The organism is Enterobacter cloacae complex sp. IR5401, from assembly GCF_049238425.1.
In the GTDB taxonomy this organism is placed as follows: domain Bacteria; phylum Pseudomonadota; class Gammaproteobacteria; order Enterobacterales; family Enterobacteriaceae; genus Enterobacter; species Enterobacter hormaechei_C.
Genome location: NZ_JBMKHN010000015.1, coordinates 65,512 through 84,515, shown reverse-complemented (window position 1 = coordinate 84,515; position 19,004 = coordinate 65,512). Strand labels below are relative to the sequence as shown.

The 19,004-nt window shown below is 56.4% G+C and carries 19 protein-coding genes; 13 read left to right on the top strand and 6 right to left on the bottom strand.

All coding sequences use genetic code 11. The annotated features are described in order from the left end of the window. Positions 1-217: 217 nt before the first annotated feature. Entirely contained in the window at positions 218-430 is a 213-nt protein-coding gene (gene rpmE, locus ACOTX1_RS19315) for a 50S ribosomal protein L31 (RefSeq protein WP_003862040.1), read from the bottom strand. Positions 431-630: 200 nt separating this feature from the next. Between rpmE and priA the strand changes: the two genes are divergently transcribed. The 7 genes from priA to rraA all read left to right on the top strand — a co-directional run bounded on the left by priA (position 631) and on the right by rraA (position 8,565). Continuing rightward, entirely contained in the window at positions 631-2,826 is a 2,196-nt protein-coding gene (gene priA, locus ACOTX1_RS19310) for a primosomal protein N' (RefSeq protein WP_023315037.1), read from the top strand. A 119-nt stretch (positions 2,827-2,945) separates the two neighbouring features. After that, entirely contained in the window at positions 2,946-3,971 is a 1,026-nt protein-coding gene (gene cytR, locus ACOTX1_RS19305) for a DNA-binding transcriptional regulator CytR (RefSeq protein ID WP_003862038.1), read from the top strand. A gap of 92 nt (positions 3,972-4,063) precedes the next feature. Further along, complete coding sequence (ftsN, locus tag ACOTX1_RS19300; RefSeq protein WP_032634335.1) at positions 4,064-5,032, top strand: cell division protein FtsN; 969 nt, start codon at positions 4,064-4,066, stop codon at positions 5,030-5,032. 94 nt (positions 5,033-5,126) lie between these two features. After that, the gene (gene hslV, locus ACOTX1_RS19295) at positions 5,127-5,657 is read left to right on the top strand and encodes an ATP-dependent protease subunit HslV (RefSeq protein WP_003862036.1); all 531 of its coding nucleotides are present in this window, start codon (positions 5,127-5,129) and stop codon (positions 5,655-5,657) included. Between the two features lie 9 nt (positions 5,658-5,666). Next, positions 5,667-6,998 carry an HslU--HslV peptidase ATPase subunit gene (gene hslU / locus ACOTX1_RS19290; RefSeq protein WP_023315039.1) on the top strand — a complete coding sequence of 444 codons (1,332 nt, stop codon included), beginning with the start codon at positions 5,667-5,669 and terminating at the stop codon, positions 6,996-6,998. Between the two features lie 68 nt (positions 6,999-7,066). Continuing rightward, the gene (menA, locus tag ACOTX1_RS19285) at positions 7,067-7,987 is read left to right on the top strand and encodes a 1,4-dihydroxy-2-naphthoate polyprenyltransferase (RefSeq protein WP_022652060.1); all 921 of its coding nucleotides are present in this window, start codon (positions 7,067-7,069) and stop codon (positions 7,985-7,987) included. 92 nt (positions 7,988-8,079) lie between these two features. Beyond that, a complete protein-coding gene (gene rraA, locus ACOTX1_RS19280) occupies positions 8,080-8,565 on the top strand; it encodes a ribonuclease E activity regulator RraA (RefSeq protein ID WP_003862032.1) in 486 nt (161 codons plus the stop codon). A gap of 80 nt (positions 8,566-8,645) precedes the next feature. Here the strand turns inward: rraA and zapB are convergent, their stop codons facing one another. Next, positions 8,646-8,885 carry a septal ring assembly protein ZapB gene (gene zapB, locus ACOTX1_RS19275; RefSeq protein WP_003862031.1) on the bottom strand — a complete coding sequence of 80 codons (240 nt, stop codon included), beginning with the start codon at positions 8,883-8,885 and terminating at the stop codon, positions 8,646-8,648. A gap of 399 nt (positions 8,886-9,284) precedes the next feature. Between zapB and ACOTX1_RS19270 the strand changes: the two genes are divergently transcribed. From ACOTX1_RS19270 to fpr, 4 genes are all read left to right on the top strand, one after another. Continuing rightward, positions 9,285-10,130, top strand: coding sequence for an MIP/aquaporin family protein (locus tag ACOTX1_RS19270; protein ID WP_023315040.1), 846 nt, complete (start codon positions 9,285-9,287; stop codon positions 10,128-10,130). A gap of 21 nt (positions 10,131-10,151) precedes the next feature. After that, the gene (gene glpK / locus ACOTX1_RS19265; RefSeq protein ID WP_003862028.1) at positions 10,152-11,660 is read left to right on the top strand and encodes a glycerol kinase GlpK; all 1,509 of its coding nucleotides are present in this window, start codon (positions 10,152-10,154) and stop codon (positions 11,658-11,660) included. Positions 11,661-11,783: 123 nt separating this feature from the next. After that, complete coding sequence (gene glpX, locus ACOTX1_RS19260) at positions 11,784-12,794, top strand: class II fructose-bisphosphatase (RefSeq protein ID WP_023315041.1); 1,011 nt, start codon at positions 11,784-11,786, stop codon at positions 12,792-12,794. Positions 12,795-12,890: 96 nt separating this feature from the next. Next, the gene (fpr, locus tag ACOTX1_RS19255; protein WP_003862024.1) at positions 12,891-13,637 is read left to right on the top strand and encodes a ferredoxin--NADP(+) reductase; all 747 of its coding nucleotides are present in this window, start codon (positions 12,891-12,893) and stop codon (positions 13,635-13,637) included. Here fpr and ACOTX1_RS19250 read toward each other — a convergent pair whose 3' ends face one another. Continuing rightward, positions 13,638-14,057, bottom strand: coding sequence for a DUF805 domain-containing protein (locus ACOTX1_RS19250; RefSeq protein WP_003862022.1), 420 nt, complete (start codon positions 14,055-14,057; stop codon positions 13,638-13,640). A 112-nt stretch (positions 14,058-14,169) separates the two neighbouring features. On the opposite strand from ACOTX1_RS19250, the gene ACOTX1_RS19245 reads away from it, so the two are divergent. Together ACOTX1_RS19245 and tpiA are read left to right on the top strand one after the other, a co-directional pair. After that, positions 14,170-14,766 carry a DUF1454 family protein gene (locus ACOTX1_RS19245; RefSeq protein ID WP_003862020.1) on the top strand — a complete coding sequence of 199 codons (597 nt, stop codon included), beginning with the start codon at positions 14,170-14,172 and terminating at the stop codon, positions 14,764-14,766. 111 nt (positions 14,767-14,877) lie between these two features. After that, positions 14,878-15,645 (top strand): triose-phosphate isomerase, encoded by a 768-nt coding sequence (tpiA, locus tag ACOTX1_RS19240; RefSeq protein WP_003862019.1) that lies wholly within the window; start codon positions 14,878-14,880, stop codon positions 15,643-15,645. A 47-nt stretch (positions 15,646-15,692) separates the two neighbouring features. On the opposite strand, the gene ACOTX1_RS19235 is transcribed toward tpiA, so the two are convergent. The 3 genes from ACOTX1_RS19235 to ACOTX1_RS19225 form a co-directional block, all read right to left on the bottom strand. Next, positions 15,693-16,997 carry an SLC13 family permease gene (locus ACOTX1_RS19235; protein WP_023315042.1) on the bottom strand — a complete coding sequence of 435 codons (1,305 nt, stop codon included), beginning with the start codon at positions 16,995-16,997 and terminating at the stop codon, positions 15,693-15,695. 73 nt (positions 16,998-17,070) lie between these two features. Beyond that, on the bottom strand, positions 17,071-17,814 hold the full coding sequence (locus ACOTX1_RS19230) for a CDP-diacylglycerol diphosphatase (protein ID WP_003862014.1): 744 nt from the start codon (positions 17,812-17,814) through the stop codon (positions 17,071-17,073). 111 nt (positions 17,815-17,925) lie between these two features. Then, entirely contained in the window at positions 17,926-18,915 is a 990-nt protein-coding gene (locus ACOTX1_RS19225) for a sulfate ABC transporter substrate-binding protein (RefSeq protein WP_003862012.1), read from the bottom strand. Between the last annotated feature and the right edge of the window lie 89 nt (positions 18,916-19,004).

The window sequence follows — 19,004 nt, the reverse complement described above, 5'->3', positions numbered from 1 at the left end:
TTTATTTATTGCCATATCCGGCAATAAAATGGCAAACAGGCCAAGAATACAGAGATAAAGCTCACTATCCGTATAAATAGGAATATATTAAGACACGGTGATTATTTTTCGGAAAAATTAAAATATATATTTGAAGAGAAAATATAAATACAGAATTAATTCAGGAGAGATATTACAGGCACAAAAAAACCGCCCGGAGGCGGTTTCTTCTGGATGCTTATTTAGCGCCCGGGATGCTGAAACGCTTGTTGAAGCGGTCAACACGGCCACCGGTTGCAACATCACGCTGCTTACCAGTGTAGAACGGGTGGCATTTGCCGCACACGTCCAGGTTCAGATCGTGACCCACGGTAGAGCGGATCTGGATAGAGTTACCGCAAGAGCAGTTTGCAGTAATCATTTCGTATTTCGGGTGAATATCTTTTTTCATGGGAGAACCTCAGTTAAGGCCGCGTCGCTCTTCCAGCCCTAACGCCAGACACCACGCGATGTTGAATGTAAGTTCTTTGGCGTAAAATACACCAAAGGCGGCGAATCATACAGAATTTGACCAACGTATGCAAACTGATCCGCACGCCGCTTTCACTAATGTGTATACTAACGCGCCACTTTTCAAGTCAGGAAGATTCGATGCCCGTCGCTCACGTTGCCCTGCCCGTTCCGCTTCCCCGCACCTTTGACTACCTGCTGCCCGACAGCATGAGCGCCAAAGCGGGCTGTCGCGTGACCGTGCCGTTTGGCAAACAGCAGCGCGTGGGGATCGTGGTGTCCGTCAGTAATAAAAGCGAACTGCCGCTAAACGAGCTGAAATCGGTTGTTGAGGTGCTGGACAGCGAGCCGGTTTACTCCACCAGCACCTGGCGACTGCTGCTGTGGGCGGCAGATTATTATCATCATCCGATTGGCGACGTCCTGTTCCATGCCCTGCCCATTATGCTGCGCCAGGGTAAGAGCGCCAGCCACGCGCCAATGTGGTACTGGTTTGCCACCGAGCAGGGCCAGGCGGTGGACATTAACAGCCTGAAGCGCTCGCAAAAACAGCAGCAGGCGTTGGCCGCGCTGCGCCAGGGAAAAATCTGGCGCCATCAGGTCGACGAGCTTGAGGTAAGCGAAACCGCGTTGCAGGCATTAAGGAAGAAAGGGCTGAGCGAGCTGGCCAGTGAAGCACCTGCCCTTCACGACTGGCGCGACGGCTTTTCCGTCTCGGGCGATCGTCTGCGTCTGAATACCGAGCAGGCCACCGCCGTAGGCGCGATTCACAGCGCTGCCGATCGTTTTTCCGCCTGGCTGCTGGCGGGCGTCACCGGCTCCGGTAAAACCGAAGTGTATCTGAGCGTGCTGGAAAACGTGCTCGCGCAGGGCAAACAGGCGCTGGTGATGGTGCCGGAAATCGGCCTGACGCCGCAAACCATCGCGCGTTTCCGTGAACGTTTTAATGCGCCCGTTGAGGTTCTGCACTCCGGCCTGAACGACAGCGAGCGCCTCAGCGCCTGGCTGAAAGCGAAAAACGGCGAAGCGGCGATTGTGATCGGCACCCGTTCATCGCTGTTTACGCCGTTTAAAAATCTCGGCGTTATCGTGATCGATGAAGAGCATGACAGCTCCTATAAACAGCAGGAAGGCTGGCGCTATCACGCCCGCGACTTAGCCGTGTACCGCGCCCACAGCGAGCAAATCCCCATTATTCTCGGGTCTGCCACCCCCGCGCTTGAAACGCTGCACAACGTTCGCCAGCGTAAATACCACATGCTGCGCCTGACGCGCCGCGCGGGAAATGCCCGCCCGGCCATTCAGCATGTGCTGGATCTGAAAGGTCAGCAGGTGCAGGCCGGGTTAGCGCCTGCGCTGATTAGCCGCATGCGTCAGCATTTGCAGGCGGGCAACCAGGTGATCCTGTTCCTGAACCGCCGCGGCTTTGCGCCTGCGCTGCTGTGCCACGACTGCGGCTGGATCGCGGAGTGCCCGCGCTGCGATCACTACTACACCTTCCACCAGGCTCAGCGCCATTTGCGCTGCCACCACTGCGACAGCCAGCGTCCGGTCCCCCGTCAGTGCCCGTCCTGCGGCTCAACGCACATCGTGCCGGTCGGTCTGGGAACGGAACAGCTTGAACAGGCGCTCGCGCCCTTCTTCCCGGATGTGCCCATCTCCCGTATCGACAGGGATACCACCAGCCGTAAAGGGGCGCTGGAGCAGCAACTGGCGGAAGTACATCGTGGCGGCGCGCGTATCCTGATTGGTACTCAGATGCTGGCGAAAGGGCACCACTTCCCGGACGTGACGCTGGTCGCCCTGCTGGACGTCGACGGCGCGCTGTTCTCCGCGGATTTTCGCTCCGCCGAGCGTTTCGCCCAGCTTTATACCCAGGTTGCCGGTCGCGCTGGTCGAGCGGGTAAGCAGGGCGAGGTGGTGCTGCAAACGCACCACCCTGAACATCCGCTGCTGCAAACCCTGCTGCACAAAGGCTATGACGCCTTCGCGGACCAGGCGCTGGCCGAACGTCAGACGATGCAGCTTCCCCCGTGGACCAGCCACGTTATCATCCGTGCGGAAGACCATAATAACCAGCAGGCGCCGCTGTTCCTGCAACAGCTGAGAAACCTCCTGCAAGCCAGCCCACTGGTGGATAATCAGCTGTGGATTTTAGGCCCGGTACCCGCGCTCGCCCCGAAACGCGGCGGCCGTTTCCGCTGGCAACTCTTACTTCAGCACCCCTCGCGTATCCGTTTACAGCAGATCGTCAGCGGCACGCTGGCGCTGATCAATACCCTGCCGGAAGCGCGAAAAGTGAAGTGGGTTCTGGACGTCGATCCGATTGAAGGCTGAAGACGGATCGAAAAATTTAATGCGCCTCACACTTTTTATGAAAATTCTGTAACCGATTCCATTAACTATCTGTAAAAATGGTGCGGTCCGCAGTTCGGTGTTCAGGCGAGGAGAAGACGTTGAAGTCCAGGAAAGAGGTTGCCTCGGCGACCATGAAAGACGTTGCCGAGAAAGCACAAGTCTCAACAGCAACCGTGTCCCGCGCATTGATGAACCCTGACAAAGTCTCCCAGGCGACCCGAAACCGGGTTGAAAAGGCGGCGCTTGAGGTCGGTTATTTTCCGCAAGCCATGGGGCGTAACGTAAAACGCAACGAATCCCGCACCATCCTGGTGATCGTGCCGGACATCTGCGATCCCTTCTTCAGCGAAATCATCCGCGGCATTGAAGTCACGGCCGCCGCCCAGGGCTATCTGGTGCTGATTGGCGATTGTGCCCACCAGAACCAGCAGGAAAAAACGTTCATCGACCTGATCATCACCAAGCAGATTGATGGCATGCTGCTGCTTGGCTCACGCCTGCCGTTTGATGCCAGCATTGAAGAACAGCGCAATTTACCGCCGATGGTCATGGCGAACGAATTCGCGCCGGAGCTGGAGCTGCCAACCGTTCATATCGATAACCTCACCGCCGCGTTCAACGCCGTGAACTATCTTCAGGAACTGGGGCATAAGCGCATCGGTTGTATCGCCGGACCAGAAGAGATGCCGCTGTGTCATTACCGCTTGCAGGGCTACGTTCAGGCGCTGCGCCGTACCGGGGCTATCGTCGATCCGCACTACATTGCGCGCGGTGATTTCACCTTTGAAGCGGGCGGGCAGGCGCTGGAAAAATTGCTGGCCTTGCCAGAACCGCCTACCGCGGTCTTCTGCCACAGCGACGTGATGGCGCTAGGGGCGTTATCCTACGCCAAACGTCACGGCCTGCGTGTGCCGCAGGACCTGTCGATAATCGGTTTTGATAATATTTCGCTTTCGGAGTTTTGCGATCCGCCGCTTTCGACCGTTGCACAGCCGCGGTATGACATTGGCCGGGAAGCGATGCTGCTTTTGCTGGATCAGCTGCACGGTCAAACAGTTAGCAGTGGGTCACGGCTACTGGATTGTGAGCTAATTGTGCGCGGCTCTACCCAGGCATTAACTTAAAGTAAATACCTTTCGACACCCTTATCTGGTCAAAGCCCCGTCGCTTAAGTAACATGGCGGGCTGACGAACGAATAAATACAGCGAAACGATAGTGGCACAACGAGATTATGTACGTCGCGGCCAGCCGGCACCTTCGCGACGCAAAAAGAGTAGTTCAAAAAGCAAGCAACGTAGCCTGTCTGCTGTCTCCCCAGCCATGGTCGCCATTGCTGCGGCCGTGCTGGTGGCCTTTATTGGCGGCCTCTACTTCATTACGCATCATAAAAAAGAAGAGTCTGAAGCCCTTCAGGGTAACAAGGTCCTCGGCAACGGCCTTCCTCCTAAGCCTGAAGAGCGCTGGCGCTACATTAAAGAGCTGGAAAGCCGCCAGCCTGGCGTACGTGCGCCTACCGAGCCTTCTGCCGGGGGTGAAGTGAAGAATGCCGATCAGCTGACGGACGAACAGCGTCAATTGCTCGCTCAGATGCAGGCGGACATGCGCCAGCAGCCTACGCAGTTGAACGAAGTGCCGTGGAACGAACAAACCCCGGCGCAGCGTCAGCAAACATTGCAGCGCCAGCGTCAGGCTCAGCAGCAAACGCAACAGCAGCAGTGGACGCAGACGCAGCCGGTACAGCAGCCGCGTTCACAACCGCAGCAGCAGACGCGTACCGTACAAACTCAGCCTGTCCAGCAGCAACCGAAGGCGCAGCCGCAGAAGCAAACGGCACAGCCGTATCAGGATCTGTTGCAGACGCCTGCGCATACCACTGCGCAACAGCCAAAAACGCAGCAGGCTGCGCCGGTCACCAAAGAGACCGAGGTGCCGAAGCAGACGGCTGAGAAAAAAGATGAACGCCGCTGGATGGTTCAGTGCGGTTCGTTTAAAGGCGCCGAACAGGCAGAAACGGTGCGTGCTCAGCTGGCATTTGAAGGATTTGACTCACGCATTACCACCAATAACGGCTGGAATCGCGTAGTGATTGGACCGGTCAAAGGCAAAGAAAATGCCGATGGCACCATTTCCCGTTTGAAAGTGGCTGGCCACACAAACTGCATTCGACTCGCCTCCGGGGGTTGAAACCCCCAAAATCCCCCCCATCTATCATTTAATTCAGCCCTGAGCACAGGCTCAGGGCTTCTGTTTCCCGAATCTGTAACCAGGGGGTCTGCTCGTGACAACAATAGTAAGTGTACGCCGTAACGGCCAGGTGGTAATTGCCGGTGATGGCCAGGCCACGCTGGGTAATACCGTCATGAAAGGCAACGTGAAGAAAGTACGTCGTCTTTATAACGACAAAGTGATCGCCGGTTTCGCAGGCGGCACGGCTGATGCCTTCACGCTGTTTGAACTGTTTGAACGCAAACTGGAAATGCATCAGGGTCATCTGGTGAAAGCCGCCGTTGAGCTGGCAAAAGACTGGCGTACCGACCGCATGCTACGCAAGCTCGAAGCGCTGCTGGCCGTGGCTGACGAAAACGCCTCGCTGATCATCACCGGTAACGGCGACGTAGTTCAGCCTGAAAACGACCTGATTGCCATCGGCTCTGGCGGCCCGTACGCCCAGGCCGCAGCCCGTGCGCTGTTGGAAAATACCGACATGAACGCGCGCGATATCGCGGTGAAAGCGTTGGATATTGCAGGTGATATCTGCATCTATACCAACCACAATCACACCATCGAAGAATTACCGTCTAAAGCGTAAGGATCGCCCATGTCTGAAATGACCCCACGCGAAATTGTCAGCGAACTGAACAAACACATTATCGGCCAGGACAATGCCAAGCGCTCCGTGGCTATCGCACTGCGTAACCGCTGGCGTCGCATGCAGCTCGACGAAGAGCTTCGCCACGAAGTGACGCCAAAAAATATTCTGATGATCGGCCCGACCGGTGTGGGTAAAACCGAAATCGCCCGTCGTCTGGCGAAGCTGGCTAACGCGCCGTTCATCAAAGTTGAAGCCACTAAGTTCACCGAAGTGGGCTATGTGGGTAAAGAAGTGGACTCTATCATCCGCGATCTGACCGATTCGGCGATTAAGATGGTGCGCGTCCAGGCGATTGAGAAAAACCGCTATCGCGCCGAAGAGATGGCCGAAGAGCGTATTCTCGACGTGCTGATCCCACCGGCAAAAAACAACTGGGGACAGGCTGAACAGCAGTCTGAACCTTCTGCTGCGCGTCAGGCATTCCGCAAAAAACTGCGCGAAGGCGAGCTGGACGATAAAGAGATTGAGATCGATCTCGCTGCCGCGCCAATGGGTGTGGAAATTATGGCGCCTCCGGGCATGGAAGAGATGACCAGCCAGTTGCAGTCCATGTTCCAGAACCTGGGCGGGCAAAAGCAGAAAGCGCGTAAGCTGAAAATCAAAGACGCGATGAAGCTGCTGATTGAAGAAGAAGCCGCGAAGCTGGTTAACCCGGAGGAGCTGAAACAGGAGGCTATCGACGCGGTTGAGCAGCACGGTATCGTGTTTATCGACGAAATCGACAAAATCTGTAAGCGCGGCAACGCGTCCGGCCCGGATGTCTCCCGCGAAGGCGTTCAGCGCGACCTGCTGCCGCTGGTGGAAGGGTGCACCGTCTCCACCAAGCACGGCATGGTTAAAACTGACCACATTCTGTTTATCGCCTCCGGTGCGTTCCAGATTGCCAGCCCGTCTGACCTGATCCCGGAACTCCAGGGTCGTCTGCCAATCCGCGTTGAGTTGCAGGCGCTGACCACCGAAGATTTCGAACGTATCCTGACTGAGCCAAACGCTTCTGTGACCGTACAGTATAAAGCGCTGATGGCGACCGAAGGCGTGAACATTGAATTTACCGATGACGGTATCAAGCGCATCGCCCAGGCCGCGTGGCAGGTCAACGAAACCACCGAGAACATCGGTGCGCGTCGTCTGCACACCGTGCTGGAACGCCTGATGGAAGACATCTCTTATGATGCGAGCGACCTTAACGGTCAAAGCATTACCATTGACGCAGACTATGTGGGCAAACACCTGGATGCGTTAGTGGCAGATGAAGATCTGAGCCGTTTTATTCTATAATCGCGTTCAATGCATTTTCATCACTGTTGATGGGGGCTATGGCCCCCATTTTTATTGGCTAAATAACTATGACTGATATCAGCCGTACACAGGCGTGGCTCGAAAGTCTGCGCCCTAAAACGCTTCCTCTGGCTTTTGCCGCCATTATTGTCGGTACCACGCTTGCCTGGTGGCAGGGTCATTTCGATCCGCTGGTAGCAGGCCTGGCGCTTGTCACCGCCGGGCTGCTGCAAATCCTCTCTAATCTCGCAAATGATTACGGCGATGCGGTAAAGGGCAGCGACAAGCCTGACCGTATCGGGCCACTGCGCGGGATGCAAAAAGGGGTGATTACCCAGGCACAGATGAAACGGGCGCTGATTATCACCGTGGTATTGATTTGCCTGTCCGGGCTGGCGCTGGTGACGGTCGCGTCGAAAACCACCAGTGATTTCATTGGCTTCCTGGTGCTGGGCTTGCTTGCCATTATTGCAGCCATTACCTATACCGTCGGGACGCGTCCTTACGGGTATATTGGCCTGGGCGACATCTCCGTGCTGGTGTTCTTCGGCTGGCTGAGCGTGATGGGAAGCTGGTACTTGCAGGCGCATACGGTGATACCTGCCCTGTTCCTGCCGGCGACCGCCTGCGGTCTGCTGGCGACGGCGGTGCTGAATATCAATAACCTGCGCGACATCGACAGCGACCGCGAGAACGGTAAAAACACGCTGGCCGTGCGTCTGGGTCCGGTGAATGCACGCCGCTATCACGCCTTCCTGCTCATCGGCGCGCTGGTCTGCCTGGCACTGTTCAATCTGATCTCTCTGCACAGCCTGTGGGGCTGGCTGTTTGTGCTCGCCGCACCGCTGCTGATTAAGCAGGCCCGCTATGTCATGCGTGAACGCAGCCCGGCCGCCATGCCACCGATGCTGGAACGTACGGTAAAAGGCGCGTTACTGACTAACCTGCTGTTCGTCATCGGGATTGTCTTAAGCCAGACGCTGAGTTAGCTGACAAATATCAATTAACAATTGATGATTTTGCCAACAACGCATTTCGCACGATATACTGAACACATTCGCAGCAACAGAGCGTTAAACCTATGAAATACGATACCTCCGAGCTTTGTGACATCTACCAGGAAGATGTCAACGTCGTTGAACCCCTGTTCTCCAACTTTGGTGGACGGTCGTCGTTTGGCGGACAAATCATCACGGTGAAATGTTTCGAGGACAACGGGTTGCTGTACGATCTGCTCGAAGAGAACGGTCGTGGCCGCGTTCTGCTAGTGGATGGTGGCGGTTCAGTGCGCCGTGCACTGATCGATGCGGACCTCGCCCGCCTTGCGGTGCAAAACGAGTGGGAAGGGATTGTGGTCTACGGCTCCGTGCGCCAGGTGGACGATCTGGAAGATCTGGATATCGGTATTCAGGCCATTGCCGCCATTCCGGTTGGCGCAGCGGGTGAAGGCATCGGCGAAAGCGACGTGCGCGTTAACTTCGGCGGCGTGACCTTCTTCTCGGGTGACCACCTTTATGCTGACAATACCGGCATTATCCTTTCTGAGGATGCGCTGGATATTGAGTAGTTAATCGGTAAGCGAGATGCATAAAAAAGCCGGGTGGCGGCTACGCCTTACCCGGCCTGTTCAATTCATTCCCAAGGAAATCAGACTTCTTCCATACGTCCCAGCAGCGCCTGCAAGCGTTCCTGCCAGCCGTTCTGCTGTTCGCGCAGCTGGTTGTTTTCGCGCTCCAGTTCTTCGCGGCTGTGCTGAGCATTCTGAACTTCCTGAGACAGGGAGTTGTTCTTCTCTTTCAGCTCTTCAATTTCCATTTGCAGCAGCGTGATGGTGTCAATCGCCTGCTGTACTTTCGATTCCAGTTTCTCAAACACTTCTAAAGACATGATCCTACCTCTCCTGAATTGCAAGGCGACGCTTTAACGTAAACGCGCACAACATATGTTCCGATTGTATGGAGCGCCGTCGCCCCTGTCCAGCGGCATGCCACGCAGATCGCGGTTTGCAACACTTTTCGGCCTCGTCCTGGTGCGTTCGCCGCATATACCCCTAAGTTGTTAACCCATAAGTTAAAGAAATGATTCAACCCACAATCATTACCTGATGCAAAAACGCGCCTTATGGCGCGAAAACGCTCATTTTATTGACACAGACCACACATTTCGATTTCGATATTTCTCGTTTGTGCTCGTTAACGATAAATTAACACTATGTCTACAGGGCATCGTGACTGTCACGGGCGGTCACGCAAACAATAAACATTACTCTTTTGCAGGATTCCGATTATGAGTCAGACATCAACCTTAAAAGGCCAGTGCATTGCCGAGTTCCTGGGTACCGGGTTGTTGATATTCTTCGGAGTAGGCTGTGTCGCTGCACTGAAAGTGGCGGGTGCCAGTTTTGGTCAGTGGGAAATCAGTATTATCTGGGGTCTGGGCGTGGCGATGGCCATCTACCTGACCGCAGGGGTTTCCGGCGCACATCTTAACCCGGCGGTGACCATCGCGTTGTGGCTATTCGCGTGCTTTGAAGGACGCAAAGTTGTTCCTTTCATCATTTCGCAATTTGCCGGCGCCTTTTGCGCAGCGGCGTTAGTTTACGGGCTTTATTACAATCTTTTCATCGACTTCGAACAGACGCATCATATGGTGCGTGGCAGTGTCGAAAGTCTGGATCTGGCAGGCATTTTCTCTACGTATCCGAATCCGCATATCAATTTTGTGCAGGCGTTCGCAGTTGAAATGGTGATTACCGCTATTCTGATGGGCGTCATTATGGCGCTGGGCGACGACGGAAACGGCATTCCGCGCGGCCCGCTGGCACCACTTCTGATTGGCCTTCTGATTGCGGTGATTGGCGCATCCATGGGTCCGCTGACCGGTTTTGCGATGAATCCGGCGCGTGACCTGGGTCCAAAAACCTTCGCCTTCTTTGCGGGATGGGGCGATGTCGCCTTCACGGGCGGCAAAGACATTCCTTACTTCCTGGTTCCGCTGTTCGGGCCAATTGTAGGGGCGGCACTGGGCGCATTCGGCTATCGCAAATTAATTGGTCGCCACTTACCGTGCGACACCTGTGTGGAAGAGGAAAAAGAGACAACTTCCACCACACAACAAAAAGCTTCGCTGTAATCTGACTACGGGACACATACCATGACCGAAAAAAAATATATCGTTGCGCTCGACCAGGGCACTACCAGCTCCCGCGCTGTCGTAATGGATCATGACGCGAACATTGTCAGCGTGTCTCAACGCGAATTTGAGCAAATTTATCCGCGTCCAGGCTGGGTTGAACACGACCCGATGGAGATCTGGGCGTCACAAAGCTCCACGCTGGTGGAAGTGCTGGCGAAAGCCGACATCAGTTCTGACCAGATTGCCGCTATCGGTATCACCAACCAGCGTGAAACGACTGTGGTCTGGGAGCGCGAAACCGGTAAGCCCATCTACAACGCCATCGTCTGGCAGTGCCGCCGTACGTCAGAGATCTGCGAACAGCTGAAGCGCGACGGGATGGAAGAGTACGTGCGCAGCGCCACCGGCCTGGTGGTTGACCCCTATTTCTCCGGCACCAAAGTGAAGTGGATCCTCGACCACGTGGAAGGTTCACGCGAGCGCGCACGTCGTGGCGAGCTGCTCTTCGGTACCGTCGATACCTGGCTTATCTGGAAGATGACTCAGGGACGCGTTCACGTCACCGACTACACCAACGCCTCGCGCACCATGCTGTTCAACATCAACACTCTGGAGTGGGATGACAAGATGCTGGACGCGCTGGACATTCCGCGAGCGATGCTGCCAGACGTGCGTAAATCTTCAGAAGTGTACGGCCAGACCAACATTGGCGGTAAAGGCGGCACGCGTATTCCTATCGCCGGTATCGCCGGTGACCAGCAGGCAGCCCTGTTCGGCCAGCTGTGCGTAAAAGAAGGGATGGCGAAGAACACCTACGGCACCGGCTGCTTTATGCTGATGAACACGGGCGAGAAAGCGGTGAAATCAGAAAACGGTCTGCTGACCACCATCGCCTGCGGCCCGCGCGGCGAAGTGAACTATGCCCTGGAAGGCGCGGTATTCATGGCGGGTGCCTCCATTCAGTGGCTGCGCGACGAGATGAAGCTGATTAGCGACGCGTTTGACTCCGAATACTTCGCGACCAAAGTGAAAGACACCAACGGCGTGTACGTGGTGCCAGCGTTCACCGGTCTGGGCGCACCGTACTGGGATCCGTACGCCCGCGGCGCGATTTTCGGCCTGACGCGCGGCGTGAACTCAAACCACATCATTCGCGCGACGCTGGAATCCATCGCCTACCAGACGCGCGACGTGCTGGAAGCGATGCAGGCTGACTCTGGCATTCGTCTGCACGCCCTGCGCGTGGACGGCGGTGCAGTAGCCAACAACTTTCTGATGCAGTTCCAGTCCGACATTCTGGGCACTCGCGTTGAACGTCCTGAGGTGCGAGAAGTGACGGCGCTGGGCGCGGCGTATCTGGCAGGTCTGGCGGTTGGCTTCTGGCAAAACCTCGACGAGCTTCAGGAAAAAGCGGTTATCGAACGCGAATTCCGTCCTGGCATCGAAACCACCGAGCGCAACTACCGCTACAGCGGCTGGAAGAAAGCGGTGAAACGTGCTCTGGCGTGGGAAGAGCACGACGAGTAAGCCTATATTCCCTCTCCCCTGGGGAGAGGGTTAGGGTGAGGGGCTCCAACCGCACCGGTCCCCTCGACCCTCCCCACTCTGTGATAAACTTCGTGCAATTCCTTTTGATTGTACGAGTACCTCATGAAACGTGAACTTGCTATCGAGTTTTCCCGCGTCACCGAAGCTGCCGCCCTCGCAGGCTACAAGTGGCTGGGCCGTGGCGACAAAAATACCGCAGACGGCGCAGCCGTCCACGCCATGCGCATTGTGCTTAACCAGGTCAACATCGACGGCACTATCGTCATCGGTGAAGGCGAGATCGACGAAGCGCCGATGCTCTACATCGGTGAAAAGGTCGGGACCGGCAAAGGCGATGCGGTGGATATCGCGGTCGACCCGATCGAAGGCACGCGCATGACGGCGATGGGCCAGGCCAACGCGCTGGCGGTACTGGCGGTGGGCGATAAGGGCTGCTTCCTCAACGCGCCCGATATGTACATGGAAAAGCTGATCGTCGGTCCTGGCGCTAAAGGCGCTATCGACCTTAGTCTGCCGCTGGACGCCAACCTGCGCAATATCGCTGCGGCGCTGGGTAAAGCGCTCAGCGAACTCACCGTGACCATTCTGGCGAAACCGCGCCACGACGCCACCATCGCGTACCTGCAAACGCTTGGCGTGCGCGTATTTGCTATTCCGGATGGCGACGTTGCCGCCTCTATTCTTACCTGCATGCCTGACAGCGAAGTCGACGTGCTTTACGGCATCGGCGGCGCGCCGGAGGGTGTGGTCTCTGCGGCAGTGATCCGCGCGCTGGACGGCGATATGCAGGCGCGTCTGCTGCCACGCCATGAGGTCAAAGGCGACAGCGACGAGAACCTTCGCATTGGTGCAGACGAACTGGCGCGCTGCGCGGCGATGGGCATCGAGGCCAATAAAGTGCTCGCGCTGAACGAGATGGCCCGCAGCGATAACGTGGTCTTCTCCGCAACCGGCATCACCAAAGGCGATCTGCTGGACGGCATCACCCGCAAGGGCAACATGGCCACCACTGAAACCCTGCTGATCCGCGGTAAATCCCGCACCATTCGCCGCATTAAGTCCATTCATTATCTCGATCGTAAAGATCCGGACGTACAGACGCACATTCTGTAAAACCGTTTGATCGATAGAGCTTTCCGGCCCGAATGGGCTGGAAATGTTTCCCACAAGTACGGAAGATAGAAGAGAGAAACAGCACAGGAGAAGATCATGGCGGACTGGGTAACAGGTAAAGTCACAAAGGTACAGTTCTGGACCGATGCGCTATTTAGCCTCACGCTGCACGCTCCCGTTCATCCGTTTACTGCCGGGCAGTTTGCCAAACTCGGGCTGGATATCGACGGTGAACGCGTACAGCGCGCCTACTCTTACGTTAATGCGCCTGATAACCCGGACCTTGAGTTCTATCTGGTCACCGTCCCGGACGGTAAGCTCAGCCCACGCCTCGCCGCGCTGAAGCCGGGCGATGAAGTGCAGATTGTCTCCGACGCGGCGGGGTTCTTCGTGCTGGATGAAATCCCCGACTGTGACACGCTCTGGATGCTGGCGACCGGCACGGCCATCGGCCCGTATCTTTCCATTCTGCAATACGGCAAAGATCTGGAGCGCTTTAAAAATATCGTGCTGGTTCACGCCGCGCGCTACGCCGCAGACCTGAGCTATTTGCCGCAGATGCAGGCGCTGGAACAGCGATATGGCGGAAAGTTAAAAATTCAGACGGTGGTCAGCCGCGAAACCGCAGCTGGCTCGTTAACCGGTCGCGTTCCGGCGTTGATTGAAAGCGGCGCGCTGGAAGAGGCGGTGGGTTTACCGATGAATACCGAAACCAGCCACGTGATGCTGTGCGGCAACCCGCAGATGGTGCGCGATACGCAGCAGCTGCTGAAAGATACCCGACAGATGACGAAGCACCTTCGCCGCCGGCCGGGCCACATGACCGCTGAACACTACTGGTGATCAGCGGTACTTCACCTCAAGGGTATCTTTTCCATATTTGTTCTCGCTCTGGGTGCCGATAAACGCGCCCAGCTCGACAACCATCATTACAAAGATAACCGTCGGCAGCAGTCTGCCCACCACCCATGGGAGGATTGAGGGCAGCAATGACCAGTTCCCCGCCACCAGCATCCACGCCAGAATAATCAGGAAAGCCCATGCGCCGGAGCGGCCACGATCGTGCAGACGTTTCACCACCACGGCGGCGGTTGGCCACAGTAAACAGACCAGCGCAAATGCCGCGGTTTGCGTGCTCAGCCATGCGTTGTAGGCAACAAAAAACAGAAGCAGCATGGCGACAACCCACGTTGCAATCCAGATCCAGAAGTCACGGCGCCCAATACGCCCTTTGAATGAAAACAGCCACTGCTGTATGGTCATGTAAGGTTCCTTATTATTGTTTAGCCCGCATTTTACCCTGGAGTTGTGACCTTTTGACAAGCCGACCAGATATCGTTTTAATCATGGGCAATGACGGCCAGGGGCAATGTTGATGAAAAGTTCGGCACACTCTCTTTATTTGTGTTTAGCGATGCTGAGCGCCAGTTTTTCCCTGTACGCCACGGAAACGGCTTCCCCGGTCACCGCCCCCTATCTTCTGGCGGGCGCTCCCTCTTTCGATCAATCTATCAGCCAGTTCCGCGAAGCCTTCAACAAAGAAAACCCCTCACTTCCGTTGGGAGAGTTCCGAGCGATTGACAGCGCCCGCGATACGCCGACCCTGACCCGCGCGGCCAGCAAAATTAACGAGAATCTGTATGCCTCTACCGCCCTTGAGCGCGGAACGTTAAAAATCAAAAGCATGCAGATCACCTGGCTGCCGATTCAGGGCCCAGAGCAGAAAGCGGCGAAAGCGAAAGCGCTGGAGTACATGAGCGCTATTCTGCGCGCCTTTACCCCCACCTTCACGAAAGCACAAAGCCAGCAAAAGCTGCAAAAACTACTTACCGCGGGGAAAAACAAACGCTATTACGCCGATACGGAAGGTGCCGTTCGCTATGTCGTCGCAGATAACGGCGAAAAGGGGCTGACCTTCGCGGTTGAACCGATTAAGCTGGCCCTATCAGACGCACTCGAGGGGGCGAATTAATGACAAAAAGCAAAGCCTTTCGAGGGAAAATCTCTATACTGATTCACAGACCATGCTGCCCTTAAGGGTGGCCATATTCCTTAATTCGCTTATTGAGCGTGGAGAATTGAAATGCGACATCCTTTAGTGATGGGTAACTGGAAACTGAACGGCAGCCGCCACATGGTAAACGAACTGGTTGCTAACCTGCGTAAAGAGCTGGCTGGCGTGACCGGCTGCGCGGTTGCTATCGCTCCGCCGGATATGTACCTGGATCTGGCTAAACGTGCCGCTGACGGCAGCCACATCATTCTGGGCGCGCAGAACGTTGACGTTAACCTGTCTGGCGCGTTTACCGGTGAAACCTCCGCTGAAATGCTGAAAGACATCGGCGCGAAATACATCATCATCGGCCACTCTGAGCGTCGCACCTACCACAAAGAATCTGACGAGTTCATCGCGAAGAAATTCGCTGTGCTGAAAGAGCAGGGTCTGATCCCGGTTCTGTGCATCGGTGAAACCGAAGCAGAAAACGAAGCGGGTAAAACCGAAGAAGTGTGCGCACGTCAGATCGACGCTGTGCTGAAAACCCAGGGCGCGGCAGCGTTCGAAGGCGCGGTTATCGCTTACGAGCCAGTCTGGGCGATCGGTACCGGCAAATCTGCAACTCCAGCGCAGGCACAGGCGGTGCACAAGTTCATTCGTGACCACATTGCAAAAGCAGACGCGAAAGTGGCGGAGCAGGTCATCATCCAGTACGGCGGTTCCGTTAACGCATCAAACGCAGCTGAGCTGTTCACCCAGCCAGACATCGATGGCGCGCTGGTTGGTGGCGCATCCCTGAAAGCAGACGCTTTCGCGGTGATCGTTAAAGCGGCAGAAGCGGCTAAGCAGGCGTAATTGCCTTTGGGGCGGGTGGCGCTTCGCTAACCCGCCCTACAAAACCACTACAAACGTCCTAATACGCTAAACCACAAATAATCCAGCGGCAGCAGCACCAGATACGTCGCAATCGCCAGCGCCAGGCAGAGCAGCATCCCCGCCTTCGCAGGCACTTTCCCTAAGCCCATCGCCACCACAATCGGCGACGCCTGATACGGCAGCAACGGTGTGGAATACCCCAGCACCTGAATCATGATCACCGACAGCAGCGGGAAGCCGGTCGCGTCGGAGAAGCTCTGCGCCAGCGTGGTGTACAGCGCCGGAACGCCATTGGCGGTCATAATGAAGTTGAGCGCCGTGGTGATCCCCGTCAGCGCCAGGAAGCTGGTAAACGGGCGATCTGCATCCAGCGGCATGATATGGAGCAACGCTTCACCTACGGTCGAACCGATACCGGTCTGCGTTACCGTAATGGCCAGCCCGAGTATACCCGCGACGTAAATACAGGTACGCATATTCACCCCCGCCGAGAACTCCTCCCCGGTGATAAAACCTATACGCGGCAGCATAACGACGACCGAGGCCGCCAGCCCTGTCCACGCTGGGCCCACGCCGTGCCAGCTCTCCGTCACCCACATCGTCAACACCACCGCCAGCAGCCAGGCGAGCCGTTTTTCGTCACGCCCCATCGGTTCCGATGGCCCGAGATCCTTCGCCGGTTTCGGGTTGCCGGGGAACAGCCAGCAGATCAGGCCAATCAGAATCAGGCCTTTGAGAATACCCAGCACCGGGGTGTGCAGCAGCAGATACGGAACATAGTTCAGGTGGATGCCGTATGAGCCTTCCGCCGCGCCGCTCATCACCAGGTTGGGCACGTTGGCGGGCAAAATAGTGGCCGAGAGCTGGAAGGTGCCAAACCCGACCGCCAGCGCCAGGCCAAACCAGGCCCGCGAGCCATCAGGAATGCCGGCCCGCTTCGCCATCGCGGCGACAATCGGCATCAGAAGCGCAATACGTCCCATGTTCGACGGCATCACGAATGCCAGGGCATAGCTCAGTAGCACAACGCTTGCCACCATCAGCACCCAGGAGTCGGTAAGCTTTGCCGACAGCGCCCGGGCGGCCCTGTCCGCCAGGCCGGTTTTCCGAATCGCCACACCCAGCACAAAGCCGCTGAACACCAGCCAGAAGGCAGACGAGGCGAAGCCGCCGAAGATTACTTCCGGCGGGGCGATTCTGGCGGTCATCGCCGCCGTGAAAAACAACAGCGCGGTGATAAATTCGGGCAACAGCGACGTCGCCCACAGCACGATGGTGACGCCGACGATCAGCGAGGGAAGCAGCAGAGGATGCGTTAACCAGAGCGACATACCTGTCTCCTGTAGAATTTTTCAGCAAGTCTACGGCGACAGGCAGGGCGAGTAAACGCTATTTATGGTGGGGTCACTTCAGGATATCGCATTGATGATCCTGCAATTCCTCAGCTGACGCGCGGTTAAAGGTAAGCAAATTACGCTCTGTCGCCAGCAATACAAACGAGCCGTCTGACTGCTGCGCCATCGCCAGCGCGAAGCGTCCCATATGGTCGCGCGCTTCTGGCAGCTCTTCCGCCAGCATCATAAACGGGCTGCGCTGCACCAGTTCGTTCTCCGTCACCCGACGGGCAAGGTATTCATGCCCTTCCAGCCCGCCCGGAAGCGGTAACCACTGGGTGCTGATTTGCCCCTGCGACGCGTTCAGCTTCTCGCGCACGTCTGGGCGCAGACAGGAGATGTGGATATGAAAATGGTTTTGCGTGCGCCCGGTCGGGGAGTTGATGGTTAGCGAAACGGCGCTGTCAGGCACGTCGGCCCCTCGTTTCATGCTCATAAAATGACGAGACTGCCATGCCAGCCAGAAGAAATTCGGTGTCTGCGGCTCTGTCAGCAGCGGGCTTTCAGTGCCGTTGATACGGTACGTGGGCATCAGCAGGTATTGCAACGGTCCGTTGCGGTCTTTGAACACCACGTAGCCCGCATCTGGCTTCACCTGCGCGCACGGTGCCGGGTTACGGTTATGCAGCTGGTTGGGCACACACTGGTCGAGAACGATATGACGCAACGCATTCGGATTACCCGCTTTCATCCAGTACACGCCGCCTGCGGCAAGGGCGATAACGATCAGAATCAGTAAGATAATTTTTTTCACAACGCGTTCCCTGTTTTCAATAGAGGCAAAAGAGTAACGCAAAATGATGACCAAATAAAAAACCCGGCGGATTTCTCACACCGGGTTACCGTGTCGTTCTTTGTAAAACGCTTAGCGCTTGCTGATCTGGTCGAAGGTGCCGCCGTTAGAGAAGTGCTCTTTCTGCGCTTTGGTCCAGCCGCCAAAAACATCATCGATAGTAAACAGCTTCAGTTTCGGGAAGGCGTTTTCGTATTTCTTCGCGACGGCCTCATCGCGTGGGCGGTAGAAGTTTTTCGCCGCAATTTCCTGCCCTTCCGGTGAGTAGAGGTACTTCAGGTAGGCTTCCGCCACCGCTTTGGTGCCCTTCTTATCAACAACCTTATCGACGACGGAGACGGTCGGCTCAGCGAGGATGGATTCGCTCGGGGTGACGATCTCGAACTTGTCTTTACCCAGCTCGTTGGTCGCCAGCAGGGCTTCGTTTTCCCAGGCGATCAGCACGTCGCCGATGCCGCGCTCGACGAAGGTGTTGGTTGCGCCGCGCGCGCCGGAGTCCAGCACTTCGACGTTTTTAAACAGTGCTTTGACGAAGTCCTGTGCTTTGGCCTGATCGCCGTTGTTGTGGTGCAGCGCGTAGCCCCAGGCCGCCAGGTAGTTCCAGCGTGCGCCGCCGGAACTTTTCGGGTTCGGGGTAATGACAGACACGCCAGGCTTAATCAGGTCGTTCCAGTCTTTAATCTGTTTCGGGTTGCCTTTGCGCACCAGGAAGACGATGGTCGAGGTGTATGGCGCAGAGTTGTCCGGCAGGCGCTTGATCCAGTTTTTGTCGATACGGCCACGCTCCGCGATCGCATCCACGTCATAAGCCAGCGCCAGGGTCACCACGTCGGCTTCGATACCGTTGATCACCGATGTCGCCTGCTTACCGGAACCGCCGTGAGACTGGCGAACCACCACGTTATCGCCGGTTTCCTGTTTCCAGTGCGCCGCGAAAGCTTTGTTGTACTGGTCGTACAGTTCACGCGTCGGATCGTACGACACGTTCAGTAACTGAATGTCCTTTGCCAGAACGCTGGTTGATGCCAGCAATAATGTTAACCCCACGCCCCATTTATTCATCGCCCAGCTCTCTTGTGTAGTGTTTTGATGAATGCAGCGTGCCAGAAAGCTAATCGATGATTAAAGAATAAAAAAAGATTGGCTATAAC